The following is a 13,318-nucleotide window of genomic DNA, read 5'->3' as shown; positions in this document are numbered from 1 at the left end:
CCTAGACGTTCAGCGGCAGACGGGCCAGGGCGTGCAGCCGACTGGCGATCTCCCGCAGCGGGCTCGTGCCGCTGGCCAGGGCGTCCAGCTCGTGCAGCTGGACGGCGGCCTGCGAGCCGGCCTCCAGCGACGCGGAGGGCACCAGGTCGCTGAGCGCGGCGTCACCCTGCACCAGCTCCACCACCAGTCCCGACGAGGTGAGCAGCGTGGTCAGCCCGGGCAGGTCGAAGCGGCGCAGCAGCGGGTCGTGCTCGCCGAAGCGGCCGTCGGGGTCGGTGAGCACCCGAGCGGCGTCGGCCAGCCGTCCGGCCAGCGCGCGGTGCAGCACCGCCGCGGCCCGGCTGGCCACCAGCACCGAGAGCACCCCACCGGGGGCCAGCGCGGTGACCAGCGCGTGCATGGCGGCGGGCACGTCCTCGACCACCTCGAGCACCCCGTGGGCCAGGACCACGTCCGCGGTGCCGGGGGCCACCAGCTCGCCGAGGCAGTCCATGTCCCCCTGCACCGCGGTGACCTGCGCGGTCGCGCCGGTCTCTCGGGCACGGCGCGCCAGGGAGGCCAGCGCGTCCGGGCTGGGGTCGACCACGGTGACGTCGCAGCCGAGCTCGGCCAGCGGCACCGCCCACCCGCCGGAGCCCCCGCCGACGTCGAGCACGCGGCACGGCTGCCCGGCCTCGCGGCGCAGCACCTCACGGCGGATCGCCCCGTGCACCAGGACGTTCCGGTCGCCCTCGGCAGTGGCGCCCCGGTGCCTGGACTGGCGCTCGGTCACCGGGACATCCTCGCAGGTCTTTTCACGGCTCCGCACTCTAGTGGCACCCGCGCGGCGGGCCGGGGCCGAGCGGCCCAGGCTCACCGGTGGCCCCGGTTGCGGCAGGCGGCGGCGCGGGCCAGGCCGAGGAACTGCTCCGCCTGGCGCAGCAGGTCGTCGGCGTCGCGGGTGGTGATGCTGCGGGTGACGGCCTGCGCGGCGAAGAACTCCGCCCACTCCCCCAGCTCCGGCGCCACCCGGCCCAGCAGCAGCCAGACGCTGTTCGGCCGGGAGCGCACCGGGGCAGCACCGGCGCAGGTGGGCTGCGCGCGGGTGGCCAGCACCGCCGCCCCGGCCCGCAGCGCGGCCAGCTGGGCCTGGGAGAAGCGGAGCTCCACCGCCGCCGCCCGCCGGGCCTGCTGCAGGCCGGCCTCAGCCTGCTCCAGCAGCGCGGCCGCCGCGCGGGCGCCCTGCACGGCCGAAACCTGCCCGGCCGCCCGCTGTCCAGCTGACCGCTGCGCAGCCGTCCGCTGCCCAGCTGGCCGTCGCATCCCGGCCCGGACCTTCTCCACCGCCGTCATGACCTCAGCCATCGCGCACACCTCCACCACTCGCACCCGCTCACCACCAAGGCACCCAGACCAAACCGGCACCCAGATCGCTGTTCGAACACTTGTTCGACAGCGCCACTGTAGCGCCCCCGCCGCCCCCGGCGTCAAGACCAGCTCGTGGTGTGATGGCGCGGTGAGCGTGACCGTGGTTGACCTGTCTCGGGACGCACTGCACGCCAGGATGGGCGAGGCGCTGGGGATCTACGTCGCAGCCATGGGTTATCCGCGCGGAACCGAGCGGCAGCGCGCCCCGATGTGGGCCGAGCACGCGCTGCGCGTGGGGTGGCACGCGGTGGCCGCAGTGGGCGATCCGGGCCCCGGCGAGCGGGAGAACCGGGAGGCCGGCCGCGCGGCGGGCCCCGTCCCCACCGGCCAGCTGCTCGGCATCGCCTACGGCTACCGAGGGGCCCGGCGGCAGTGGTGGTGCGAGGAGGTGCGCGGCGGGCTGCTGGCTCGCGGCATCCCCCCGCACGAGGCCGACGTGCTGCTGGGCGAGTACTTCGAGCTGACCGAGCTGCACGTGCTGCCCAGCGCACAGGGCCAGGGGCTGGGCGAGGCGATGCTGCGCCGGCTGCTCACCGGTCGCCCGGAGCAGCGGGTGCTGCTGTCCACCCCGGAGGTGGCGGAGGAGGAGAACCGGGCCTGGCACCTCTACCGGCGGCTGGGCTTCACCGACGTGCTGCGGCAGTTCAGCTTTGCCGGTGACTCACGCCCCTTCGCAGTGCTTGGGCGCGACCTGCCGCTGTGAGGGCCGCTACGGTCGGGGCGTGCATGACGTCATCGTGGTGGGCTCCGGCCACAACGCCCTGGTCAGTGCCTGCTACCTCGCCCGCAGTGGCCTGGACGTCACGGTGCTGGAGGCCGACACCGTGCTCGGCGGCGCCGTCTCCACCGTCGAGCGCTTCCCCGGCCACCAGGTCGACCGCGGCTCCTCGGCCCACCTCATGGTCCGCCACCTGGGCATCATCGAGGAGCTCGACCTCGCCGCGCACGGCCTGAGCTACGCCGACTGCGACCCGTGGGCCTTCGCCCCCGCCCCGGCCGGCAGCGACGCCCCCGCCCTGGTCTTCCACCGCGACCTGGACGCCACCTGTGCCTCCATCGAGGCCGCGTGCGGGGCGTCCGAGGCCGACGCCTACCGGCGCTTCGTCGCCGAGTGGGGCCCGCGCAGCGTGCGGGTGCTCGCCGCCTTCGCCGGGCCGCCCACGCCCGGGCACCTGCTGCGCTCGTTCTGGGGCATGGACTCCCAGGGCAACCCCGCGCGGCTGTCCCGGGAGTTCCTCACCTCCGGCGACGCGCTGCTGGAGGAGTGGTTCGACGACGAGCGGCTGCGCGCCGCGCTGGCCTGGTTCGGTGCGCAGTCCGGCCCGCCCACGTCCGAGGTGGGCACCGCGCCGATGGTGGGCTTCGCCGCCGCCATGCACTCCATCCCGCCGGGCCGGGCGATCGGCGGCAGCGGCGCGCTCACGAAGGCCCTGGCCTCCCGGCTGCGCTCCGACGGCGGCGAGATCTGCCTGGGCGACGCGGTCACCTCGCTGCGCCGGGGCATCGACGGCTGGCAGGTGCGCACCGCCAGCGGGCGCCGGCTGCAGGCTCGCACCGTGGTGGCCGGCTGCCACGTGCTCACCACGCTGGACCTGCTGGCCGCCGGCGGCGAGCGCACCGCCGAGCAGGCCCGCTGGCGCCGTGGGGTGCGGGTGGGCCCGGGCATCGGCATGGTGGTGCGCCTGGCCACCTCCGGGCTGCCGCAGTACAGCAGCGCCTCCCCGCACGACTCCCCGCACGCGGGCCTGCAGCTGCTGGTCAGCGACCGCCGCCAGGTGCACGCCGCGCACGGTGCGGCGCTGGCCGGTGAGCTGCCGCCCAAGCCGGTGGTGCTGGCCATGAGCTTCTCCACCCTCGACCGCAGCACCGTGCCCGAGGGTGAGCAGCAGCTGTCGCTGTGGGCGCAGTGGCACCCGTACCGGCTCAGCGGCGGGCGCAGCTGGGACGACGTCGGCCAGGCCGAGGCGGACCGCATCATCGCCGAGGTGGACGCGCTGGCCCCTGGCTTCGCGGCCACCGAGCTGCACCGGCACGTGCAGACGCCACTGGACCTGGAGCGCGAGCTGCGGCTGATCGGCGGCAACGTCATGCACGTGGAGATGTCGATGGACCAGATGATGCTGTGGCGTCCTGCGCCGGAGCTGGCTGGCTACCGGGTGCCCGGCCTGGACGGGCTCTACCTGACCGGGGCCTCCACCCACCCCGGCGGCGGCGTGGCCGGGGCCAGCGGGCGCAACACCGCCGCCCTGGTGCTCAAGGACGCCAGGGGCGGGCTGCTGCGCCGCACCGTCACCGCCGCCCAGCAGCGCCTGGGCCAGCGGTGAGCGCTCGCTCGGCTCGGCTCGGTCGTCGCGCCGCGTGGGTGCTGGGTGGGGTGGCCGTGCTCGCCCAGATCACCTACCCGCTGACCCAGGGCTCCGCCCGCGACGACGTGAGCGTGGCGGTGGTGCTGCTGCTCGCGGCGGCCTGCACCGTGCACGCCGCGTCCACCCGCGGGCTGCAATGGACCGCCGGCCTGCTGGCCGTCACCGCGGTGGGCGGGTTCCTGGTGGAGATGCTGGGCACCGCCACCGGCTTCCCCTTCGGCGCCTACGACTACGCCACCGGCCGCCTGGGCCCCACCGTCTCCACCGTGCCGGTGATCATCGGGCTGGCCTGGACCGCCGGCGCCTACCCGGCCTGGTGCGCGGCCAGCACGGTGGCCGGGGGCGCTCGGGGCCGGCGGCTGCTGCTGGCCACCGTGGGCCTGGCGGCGTGGGACCTCTACCTCGACCCGCAGATGGTCGCGGACGGGCGGTGGACGTGGATGCCGGGCTCGGCCACGCTGCCCTTCCTCGACGACATCCCGGTGAGCAACTACCTGGGCTGGGTGCTCACCGCCGCGGTGATGGTCGCGGCGCTGGAGGCGCTGCCGCAGACCCGACCGGACCGCCTGCAGCCCGACGAGCTGCCGCTGGCGCTGTACCTGTGGACCTGGCTGGGCTCGGCGCTGGCGCACGCGGTGTTCCTGGACCTGCCCGCCTCGGCGGTCTACGGCTTCGTGGCGATGGGCCTGCTCGGTGTCCCGCTGCTGCGCGCCCTGCTCCGGGGTGGCGCGACTCACGGCGGCGGCCAAGATCACCGGCGCGCCGAAGTCGCACGCCCGGCTCGCCGCGGCGGCCGACTGGCACGATGGGCCCGTGCACCTCTCGAAGACCCGGCAGCCCCGCATCCGTAGGTCGGCAGCCGTGGCGCTGCTGCTGCTGGTGATGCTTCCCCTGCTCAGCGGGTGCCTGCGGGCCAGGATGACGATGGGTGTCTCCGGCGACGACAAGGTGACCGGCGAGATCATCATCGCCACCCAGGGCGGGGCCCAGGCGCCCAAGGTGGAGGCACCCTCGGCGATCGCCGACCGGGTCAGCGTCCGCAGCTACGACCAGGACGGCTACCAGGGCAGCCAGGTGTACTTCAGCAACCTCTCCTTCTCGGAGCTGCAGCAGCTGACCACCATGACCAGCTACAGCGGCAACCAGTACCGGCTGAACGTGCGCCGCTCGGGCGAGGTGGTGAACCTGGACGGCTCGGTGAACCTCACCTCCCTGCGCAAGGAGGGCGCCGACGTGCAGCTGCGGGTGAACTTCCCCGGCGAGGTGACCAGCACCAACGGCGAGCGCGACGGCAACACCGGCGTGAGCTGGAACCTGCCCGCCGGCGAGCTCACCAACATCCAGGCTGCCGCCACCTACCAGGATCCGGGCACCCGCGGCTACTTCACCTGGTTCGTGGTGATGATCCTGCTGGTGCTCGGCGCCTCGGCGCTGGTGGTGTGGATGGCCCTCAAGGACCGCAACTACACCGCTCGGCTGCAGCGCGAGCGCGAGCTGCGCTGAGCGTGCGCCGCGCTCCCCTGCTGCTCCGCTGCGGGACGGCGCTGGCCTGGTCCGGGCTGCTCACCGCGGCGCTGAACAGCCTGGTGCTGCCGCGCCCGCGCCGACCCGTCGCCCCGGTGCAGCACCCGGTGACGGTGTGCGTGCCGGCCCGCAACGAGGCCGCCCGGCTGCCTCAGCTGCTGGCCGACCTGCGGGCCCAGCAGCACGTGCCGCGGCTGCGGGTGCTGGTGCTCGACGACGACTCCACCGACGGCACCTCCGCCGCGGCGACCATCGCCGCCGGTGGTGACGAGCGGGTGTCGGTGCACCGCCGCACCGACGGTCCGCCACCGGGCTGGCTGGGCAAGTCCGCCGCCTGCCACCGGTTGGCCGAGCTGGCCCTGGCGGAGCCGGCCCACCGCCCCGAGGTGCTGGTGTTCGTCGACGCCGACGTGCGGCTGGCCCCGGACGCGGTGGCCGCCGGGGTGGCCCTGCTGCACGACACCGGCACCGCGCTGGTGTGCCCGTGGCCGGTGCAGGTGGCCGAGATCGCAGCCGAGCGGCTGGTGCAGCCGCTGCAGCAGTGGAGCTGGCTGAGCACGCTGCCGCTGCCGGTGGCCCTGCGCTCGCACCGCCCGTCCATGGCTGCGGTGTGCGGGCAGCTGCTGGTGGTGGACACCGCCGCCTACGCCGCGGTCGGTGGGCACTCCGCGGTCGCCGGCGCGGTGCTGGAGGACCTGGAGCTGGCCCGGGCGCTGCGTCGGCACGGCTACCGCACCACGCCGGCCGACGGCTCGGAGCTGGCCAGCTGCCGCATGTACACCAGCACGGCCGAGCTGCGCGCGGGCTACGGCAAGTCGCTGTGGACGGCCTTCGGCACACCGGTGACGGCGGTGGCGCTGTTCGCGGTGCTCGGCGCGGCCTACGTGCTCCCACCCGCGGCGGCGGTGCTCGGCCGCGGCGCCACCCGGCGCTGGGGGGTGGCCGGGTACCTGGCTGCGGTCGGCTCGCGGGTGATCGCCGCCCGCGTCGGTGGCAGCCGAGCCTGGCCGGACGCGCTGACCCAGCCGCTGGGCGTGCTGGCGCTGGCGGGGATGACGGCCGCCTCGCACCGCGACCACCGCCGCGGGCGGCTGAGCTGGAAGAACCGCTACCTGGCGTGAGCCCGCCGGGCGTGAACCAGGTGCGCCGCACCCAGCACCGCCAGCACCACGCCCACCCAACCGGTGGCCGGGCCGGTGAACCCGGTGGCGTCCCACTCCACCGCCACCAGCCCCACCACCGCCAGCACCGCACGGGAGGGGCGCTCCCACACCGTGATCGCGCCGTAGCGACCGCCGCGGGCCCGGCTGGCCTCCATGCCCAGCGCCAGCGCCCCGAACACCACCACCTGCCACACCGGCACCCCCGCGGTGAGCACCAGCGCCACCCACCAGGCCAGCTCGGAGAAGCGGTCGGCGACGGAGTCCAGCGCCCGCCCGTAGCGACTGACCCGGCCGGACAGCACGGCGACCGCGCCGTCGAGACCGTCCATCGCCACCGACACCAGCACCGCCACGGCTGCCACCACGGGCAGCCCGGCCTCGGCGAGCACCGGCACCGCCAGCGACACCAGCAGCCCCACCGCAGTCAGCACGTCCGGCGTGACGCGCAGCCGCACCAGCGGCACGGCGAGGACGTACATCACCCGCAGCCAGCCGGACAGCAGCGGCACGTCGTCCGGGGTGATTCCCTGGTGCTGGGCCGACCACCCGTCGAGGTAGGCCTGCACGCCGCCGACCGGGGTCCGGCGGGGGCGAGGTCCACGCTCGGTCGCCACGCCCCGACGGTAACCGAGCGCGCCGGTCACGGCGGGCCGGCGTCGGGCGCCGCGCGCGCCCGGGACGGATCGAGGTCGTCACGCAGCGCCGCCACCTCCCGACGCAGCGCCTCGACCTGCTCGGTCAGGGCCAGCACGTCTCGGCGGGTCGCCGCCTCTGCATCCTCCTGCACCTCCCGGACCCGGCTGATCAGCCACGACGCCAGCGACGCGGTGACCACACCCAGCAGCGCGATGCCGGCGAGCATCAGACCGGCCGCGACGAGGCGACCGGTCACCGTCACCGGGTACCGATCGCCGTAGCCGACGGTGCTGACCGTGGTGATCGCCCACCAGAGAGCGTCCGGCAGGTTCACGATGGTGGCACCCGGCTGGTCGCGCTCGGCATCCAGCACCGCCAGTGCCGAGACGAGCAGCACGACGACCGTCGAGCCCCCGACGTACACCGCGACCCGCCCGCGCAGGCTCCCACCGGCCCGCCGGTTGAGCACGTCCAGCGCGGTGAGCAGCCGCAGCAGCCGAAGCGGGCGCAACAGGGGAAGCGCGATCACCACCAGGTCGAGGAGGTGGGTGCGCACGAACTCCTTGCGGGTGCGCGACAGCCGCAGACGGACGAGGTAGTCCACCGCGAACGCCGCCCACGTCGCCCAGGTCACCACCGAGCACACCACCACCCACCGGTGGTCCAGGGTCGGCTCGACGATGGGCCAGGCGTAGGCCACGAGGAAGGCGACGGCGCTGGCCGTCAGCACTCCCTCGGTCGCGCGGCGCCATCGCTGCTCGGACAGCTCACCGCGTGCCGTGCCGCTGCCGATCCTGTTGTCTCCCCCGGCTCGCACCGCGCCAGCGTGCCAGCAAACGGACTGTCGTGGTGGCTGGCGCGGGTGGTGGCTGGCCCGCCTGTCACGGCGGGCCGGCGTCGGGCGGGCTAACCCTGCTTGGGCTGCACCATGCCCAGCTCGGTGAGCACCTCGAGCGTCGCCCGGGAGAAGTTCAGCGTGTAGAAGTGCAGGCAGGGCACACCCTCGTCGATCAGCCGCTGCGAGAGCTCCGCGGCGATGGCCACGCCCTCACGGCGCACCGCGTCCTTGTCCTCCACCTCGCCGGTGCCGGCGGCGCGCTCCAGCCGCTGCACCACCTCCGGCGGCACCTCCTTGCCGGACAGCTCGGCCATCCGCTTCACCGAGCGCAGCGAGGTGATGGGCATGATGCCCGGCACGATCGGCTTCTCGCCCTGCTCGGGGTCGAGCTTGACCACCCGGTCGCGCAGGCCCAGGTAGTCCTCCGCCCGGAAGAACATCTGGGTGATGGAGTACTCCGCGCCGGCACGCAGCTTGTTCACGAAGTGCCGAGCATCGTGGTCGAGGTCGGGCGAGCGGTGGTGGCCCTCCGGGAAGGCGGCCACGCCCACGGTGAAGTCACCGAGGCTGCGGACCAGGCGCACCAGGTCGGAGGCGTACTCCAGGCCGTCGGGGTGCTGCTGCCACTCCCCCAGCGGGTCGCCGGGCGGGTCGCCGCGCAGCGCCAGCACGTTGCGGATGCCGGCGTCGGCGTAGGCCCCGATGACGCTGCGCAGCTGCTCGGCGGAGTGCGACACCGCGGTCAGGTGGGCCACCGGCAGCAGCGTGGTCTCCGTGGCCAGCTGGCCGGTGATCCGCACGGTGCGGTCGCGGGTGGAGCCGCCCGCGCCGTAGGTCATGGACACGAACGCCGGCTGCAGCTGCTCCAGGATCCGCACCGTCCGCCACAGCTGCGCCTCGCCCACCTCGTCGCGCGGCGGGGAGAACTCGAAGGAAAAACTGGGACGTCCGTCACGTCCGGAGCGGATGCGCTCCACCACCGACGGGGTGCCGGAGGAGTCCTCGGGGACCCCTGACAGCTGGTTCTCCGAGGTGGGGACGGGTGTCGGGCTCTGCGCGGTAACCACCGAACCAGCATAGAGAGCCCCCGGTCACGTGCGATCATTAGCACGTCGTGACACTCTCAGCCCATGTCCGTTTCGACCCTCGCCACCGCGGTGGAGCACGAGCTCACCACCTTCTTCGCGAGCCGCCGCGCCCAGACCACGCGGGTCGATCCGCTCTTCACCGAGGCCGCCCGCGCCCTCGAGGAGTTCGTCCTGCGGGGCGGCAAGCGGGTGCGTCCCAGCTTCGCCTGGTGGGGCTGGCGCGGCGCCGGCGGTGATCCCGACGGCCCGGAGGCCACCCGGGTGCTGCGGGCCTGCTCCGCGCTGGAGCTGATCCAGGCCTGCGCGCTGGTGCACGACGACCTGATGGACGACTCCGACACTCGCCGCGGCTTCCCCACCGTGCACACCGAGTTCACCCAGCGCCACCGCGACATGGGCTGGCACGGCGACGCCGAGCGCTTCGGCCTGGCCGCGGCGGTGCTGCTGGGCGACCTGGCGCTGGCCTGGGCCGACGACATGCTCCGCGCGGCCGACCTGCCCGCCCCCGCGCTGGCCCGGGCGCTGCCGTTCTGGGAGTCCATGCGCACCGAGATGCTGGGCGGGCAGTACCTGGACGTCTCCGCCGACGCCCGCCGCGACGAGACCCCCGAGGCCGCGCTGCGCATCGACCGCTTCAAGACCGCGGCGTACACCATCGAGCGACCGCTGCACCTCGGCGGCGCCCTGGCCGGTGGCTCCCCGGAGATGATGGCGGCCTACAGCTGCTTCGGCGCCGACATCGGGGTGGCCTTCCAGCTGCGCGACGACCTGCTCGGGGTGTTCGGCGACCCGGAGGTGACCGGCAAGCCCGCCGGTGACGACCTGCGAGAGGGCAAGCGCACCCTGCTGGTGGCGCTGGCCCTGCAGCGCGCCGACGCCACCGAGCCCGCCACCGCCGCGCTGCTGCGCCGCTCCCTGGGCCGCACGCTCGACGCCGACACCATCGCCGAGCTGCGCCGCGCGCTGGTTCGCCTGGGTGCGGTGGACGAGGTGGAGCAGCGCATCACCGAGCTCACCGCCAGCGGCCTGGCCGCCATGGACACCGACCTGGTGGAGCCGCTGGCCCGCAAGGAGCTGCAGGCCATGGCCGAGTCCGCCACCAGCCGGAGCTACTGATGCGCACCGTCGCCGGCCCCACCGACCACGTGGTCGTCGTGGGGGCGGGGCTCGCCGGGCTGTCCGCGGCCCTGCACCTGCTCGGCGCCGGCCGCGCGGTCACCCTCCTCGAGCGCGACGACCTGCCGGGTGGGCGGATGGGGCGCCTCGACGTCGACGGCTACCGCATCGACACCGGGCCCACCGTGCTCACCATGCCCGAGCTGATCGACGACGCCCTCTCCGCGGTCGGCGCGTCCCTGCACGACACCGTGCGGCTGCACCGGCTCGACCCCGCCTACCGGGCCCGCTACGCCGATGGCACCACCCTGGACGTGCACACCGATCCCGACGCCATGGAGGCCGAGGTGCGCGCCAAGATGGGCGCGGCCGACGCGGCGGGCTACCGGCGGCTGCGCACCTGGCTCACCGCCATGTACGACGCCGAGATCGACCGCTTCATCGGCGGCAACTTCGACTCCCCGCTGGACATGGTGTCCTCCCGCGCCGCGCTGGCCGACCTGTCGCGGTTCACCCGGCTGGGTGGGCTCGCCAGCCTCGCCGCCAGGGTCGGCGCGCACGTCACCGACGAGCGTCTGCGCCGGATCTTCACCTTCCAGGCCCTCTACGCCGGTGTGGCGCCGCAGCGGGCGCGGGCGGCCTACGGCGTCATCTCCTACATGGACACCGTGGCCGGGGTGTACTTCCCCGAGGGCGGCATGCACGCCGTCGCCCAGGCCATGGCCGACGCCGCGGTCACCGGTGGCGCCAAGCTGCAGCTGGGCACCGAGGTGGCCGAGCTGGAGCACGACGGCGACCGGGTCAGCGCGGTGCGCACCGCCGCCGGCGAGCGCATCGCCTGCGACGCCGTGGTCCTCACCCCCGACCTGCCGCTGGTGGACGAGCTGCTGGGCCGCCCGCACCGCCGCCGGCTGCCCACCCGCTGGGCGCCCTCGGCGGTGGTCCTGCACGGCGGGGTGTCCCGGGAGGTCACCGCCGGCTGGCCGGAGGCCGCGCACCACACCATCGACTTCGGCGCCGCCTGGAAGCAGACGTTCAGCGAGATCATCGCCGGCGGCCGACCCGGCCGCGGCCGGCTGATGAGCGACCCGTCCCTGCTGGTCACCCGCCCCAGCCTCACCGACCCCACGCTCGCCCCCGACGGCCAGGAGCTCTGCTACATCCTGGCCCCGTGCCCCAACCTGCGCACCGCCCCGCTGGACTGGGACACCCTGGGCCCGGCCTACCGCGACGAGCTGCTCTGCGTGCTCGAGGCCCGCGGCTACGCCGGCATCGCCGAGCACCTCACGGTGCACGAGCTGGTCACCCCGGCCGGGTGGGCCGCGCAGGGCATGGCGGCCGGCACCCCCTTCTCGGCCGCGCACACCGTCACCCAGACCGGGCCGTTCCGCCGCGGCAACCTGGTGCCCGGGCTGGACAACGCGGTGCTGGCCGGCTGCGGCACCACCCCCGGCGTCGGCGTGCCCACCACCGTCATCTCCGGTCGGCTTGCGGCCCAGCGCGTCACCGGGTGAGTGGTACAACGGGAAGTACGGTCACGAGACGGCAACATCACTCGATTCGCGCGTCGTTGCCCACGGGCCATGGGGGATGATGCTCGGTGATGACAGCGCCCACCAGTCTTCGCGAACGATCTCGAAGCGGCAACGGACAGGATCTCCTGAACCGTGGCCGCGTTTTTCTGCGTGGGCCGGCGGCCCCGGACGTGTACCTCGGACTCGTCGCCAGCCTGCTGATCCTGGCGGGCGGGCTCGGGGCCGGCAGCGTCCGCGTGCGCGACCCGCTGCTGGAGTCGGTCAAGCTGTCCTGGCTGCGCTTCGGCCACGGCCACGACCTGTCCACCGCCGCCATCTACGTCGGCGTGCTGGCCATGTTCTTCGCCTGGATGCGCATCGGGCGCCGGGTGCTGCGCGACGAGCTCAGCCCCACCGCGCTGCGTGGCGTGCTGGTGCTGTGGATGGCCCCGCTGCTGGCCTCGCCACCGCTGTTCAGCCGCGACGCCTACTCCTACCTCGCCCAGGGCGCGCTGCTGCGCGACGGGTTCAAGCCCTACGAGGTGGGGCCGGTGGCCAACCCCGGGGTGCTGCTGGACAACGTCAGCAGCGTCTGGACCACCACCACCGCCCCCTACGGCCCGCTGTTCCTGCTGCTGTCGGACCTCATCACCCGCATCTGCGGTGACAGCGTGGTCGCCGGCACCATCCTGCTGCGGCTGGTGATGCTGCCGGGCATCGGGCTGCTGGTGTGGGCGCTGCCCCGCCTGGCTGCGCACCTGGGTGGCAACCACGCCGTGGCGCTGTGGATCGCGCTGCTCAACCCGCTGGTGCTGGTGAACCTGGTGGGTGGCGTGCACAACGAGATGCTCATGGTCGGCCTGCTCGCCGCCGGCACCGTGCTGGTGCTCAACCGCAGGCACGTGGCGGGGTTCGCCGCGGTCGCCGTGGGCATGGCGATCAAGGCCACCGCCGGGCTGGCGCTGCCGTTCCTGGTGTGGGTGTGGATGGTGCACCGGCGCGAGGACGCCCTGGCGCGCGGCGAGCAGCCGGCGCACCCGCTGCGGGTCTTCGCGGTGACCGCCGGCGCCGGTGTGGCCATCGTGGTGGCGGTCTTCCTCGGTCCGTCGGTGCACCCCAACCTGGGCCTGGGCTGGATCACCGCGCTCAGCGGCTCCGGGTTGATCATCAACTGGCTGTCGCTGCCCACCGCGATGGCGCACATCATCACGCTGGTGTTCGGCTGGCTGCTGAACTTCCAGCTGGTGGCGGTGCTGCCCTACACCCGGATGCTGTGCGCGCTGGCACTGGTGGGCATCGTGGTGTGGCTGTGGTGGCGCAGCCGGCACTCCGCCGTGGCGGCCACCCGGTCCCTGGTGCTGGCCCTGGTGGCCGTGGTCATCCTGTCGCCCGCCGCGCTCACCTGGTACTACGCCTGGCCGCTGGCGCTGGGCGCGGCGCTGCCGTGGCGGCCGCGGCCGATGGCGCTGGTGGTGGGCCTGTCGGTGGGGCTCATGCTGCTGTTCCGCCCCTCGGGCGTCACCGGCATGTACAACTGGCTGGACGTGGCCGCCGCCCTGGGCCTGGGCGTCCTCACCGGCGTCTCGCTGCTGCGCCCGGACCCGCTCCGCCTGCGCGCACACTCCCCCGTCCACGCCCCGCTGCCCACCCAGCCGTGAGCGTCGCC

General features: G+C 74.5%; 13 protein-coding genes. 8 read left to right on the top strand and 5 right to left on the bottom strand.

From position 1 onward, the window contains the following. Position 1 precedes the first annotated feature (1 nt). Entirely contained in the window at positions 2-772 is a 771-nt protein-coding gene (locus tag AC3YNX_RS10275; RefSeq protein ID WP_489995391.1) for a class I SAM-dependent methyltransferase, read from the bottom strand. A gap of 80 nt (positions 773-852) precedes the next feature. Further along, complete coding sequence (locus AC3YNX_RS10270; RefSeq protein WP_489995390.1) at positions 853-1,344, bottom strand: SAV_6107 family HEPN domain-containing protein; 492 nt, start codon at positions 1,342-1,344, stop codon at positions 853-855. 199 nt (positions 1,345-1,543) lie between these two features. Between AC3YNX_RS10270 and AC3YNX_RS10265 the strand changes: the two genes are divergently transcribed. From AC3YNX_RS10265 to AC3YNX_RS10245, 5 genes are read left to right on the top strand one after another with little or no spacing between them, the layout of a single operon-like run. Then, a complete protein-coding gene (locus AC3YNX_RS10265) occupies positions 1,544-2,110 on the top strand; it encodes a GNAT family N-acetyltransferase (RefSeq protein ID WP_489995513.1) in 567 nt (188 codons plus the stop codon). Between the two features lie 19 nt (positions 2,111-2,129). Then, complete coding sequence (locus AC3YNX_RS10260; protein ID WP_489995389.1) at positions 2,130-3,731, top strand: phytoene desaturase family protein; 1,602 nt, start codon at positions 2,130-2,132, stop codon at positions 3,729-3,731. Continuing rightward, on the top strand, positions 3,728-4,624 hold the full coding sequence (locus AC3YNX_RS10255) for a carotenoid biosynthesis protein (protein WP_241249799.1): 897 nt from the start codon (positions 3,728-3,730) through the stop codon (positions 4,622-4,624). Before AC3YNX_RS10260 ends, AC3YNX_RS10255 begins: the two co-directional genes overlap by 4 nt. Next, entirely contained in the window at positions 4,587-5,276 is a 690-nt protein-coding gene (locus AC3YNX_RS10250; RefSeq protein WP_489983949.1) for an LppM family (lipo)protein, read from the top strand. The genes AC3YNX_RS10255 and AC3YNX_RS10250 overlap by 38 nt, the downstream gene beginning before the upstream one ends. Beyond that, positions 5,273-6,418, top strand: a complete 1,146-nt coding sequence (locus AC3YNX_RS10245; protein ID WP_489995512.1) for a glycosyltransferase family 2 protein — start codon at positions 5,273-5,275, stop codon at positions 6,416-6,418. Before AC3YNX_RS10250 ends, AC3YNX_RS10245 begins: the two co-directional genes overlap by 4 nt. On the opposite strand, the gene AC3YNX_RS10240 is transcribed toward AC3YNX_RS10245, so the two are convergent. The 3 genes from AC3YNX_RS10240 to metF form a co-directional block, all read right to left on the bottom strand. Next, a complete protein-coding gene (locus AC3YNX_RS10240) occupies positions 6,406-7,074 on the bottom strand; it encodes a CDP-alcohol phosphatidyltransferase family protein (protein WP_127782483.1) in 669 nt (222 codons plus the stop codon). The genes AC3YNX_RS10245 and AC3YNX_RS10240 overlap by 13 nt on opposite strands. A 26-nt stretch (positions 7,075-7,100) precedes the next feature. Next, the gene (locus tag AC3YNX_RS10235; RefSeq protein ID WP_489995388.1) at positions 7,101-7,913 is read right to left on the bottom strand and encodes a potassium channel family protein; all 813 of its coding nucleotides are present in this window, start codon (positions 7,911-7,913) and stop codon (positions 7,101-7,103) included. An 89-nt stretch (positions 7,914-8,002) separates the two neighbouring features. Next, complete coding sequence (gene metF, locus AC3YNX_RS10230) at positions 8,003-8,911, bottom strand: methylenetetrahydrofolate reductase [NAD(P)H] (RefSeq protein ID WP_489995511.1); 909 nt, start codon at positions 8,909-8,911, stop codon at positions 8,003-8,005. 153 nt (positions 8,912-9,064) lie between these two features. Between metF and AC3YNX_RS10225 the strand changes: the two genes are divergently transcribed. From AC3YNX_RS10225 to AC3YNX_RS10215, 3 genes are all read left to right on the top strand, one after another. Next, positions 9,065-10,138, top strand: a complete 1,074-nt coding sequence (locus AC3YNX_RS10225) for a polyprenyl synthetase family protein (protein WP_127782482.1) — start codon at positions 9,065-9,067, stop codon at positions 10,136-10,138. Next, positions 10,138-11,652: a phytoene desaturase family protein gene (gene crtI, locus AC3YNX_RS10220; RefSeq protein ID WP_489995387.1), complete on the top strand. Its 1,515-nt coding sequence runs from the start codon at positions 10,138-10,140 to the stop codon at positions 11,650-11,652. Before AC3YNX_RS10225 ends, crtI begins: the two co-directional genes overlap by 1 nt. Before the next feature lie 191 nt (positions 11,653-11,843). After that, positions 11,844-13,310: an alpha-(1->6)-mannopyranosyltransferase A gene (locus AC3YNX_RS10215; RefSeq protein WP_241249798.1), complete on the top strand. Its 1,467-nt coding sequence runs from the start codon at positions 11,844-11,846 to the stop codon at positions 13,308-13,310. The last annotated feature ends 8 nt before the right edge of the window (positions 13,311-13,318 follow it).

It is taken from the genome of Rhodococcus sp. Z13_19A (assembly GCF_058133575.1).
This window is presented reverse-complemented; position numbering and strand designations above follow the sequence as displayed.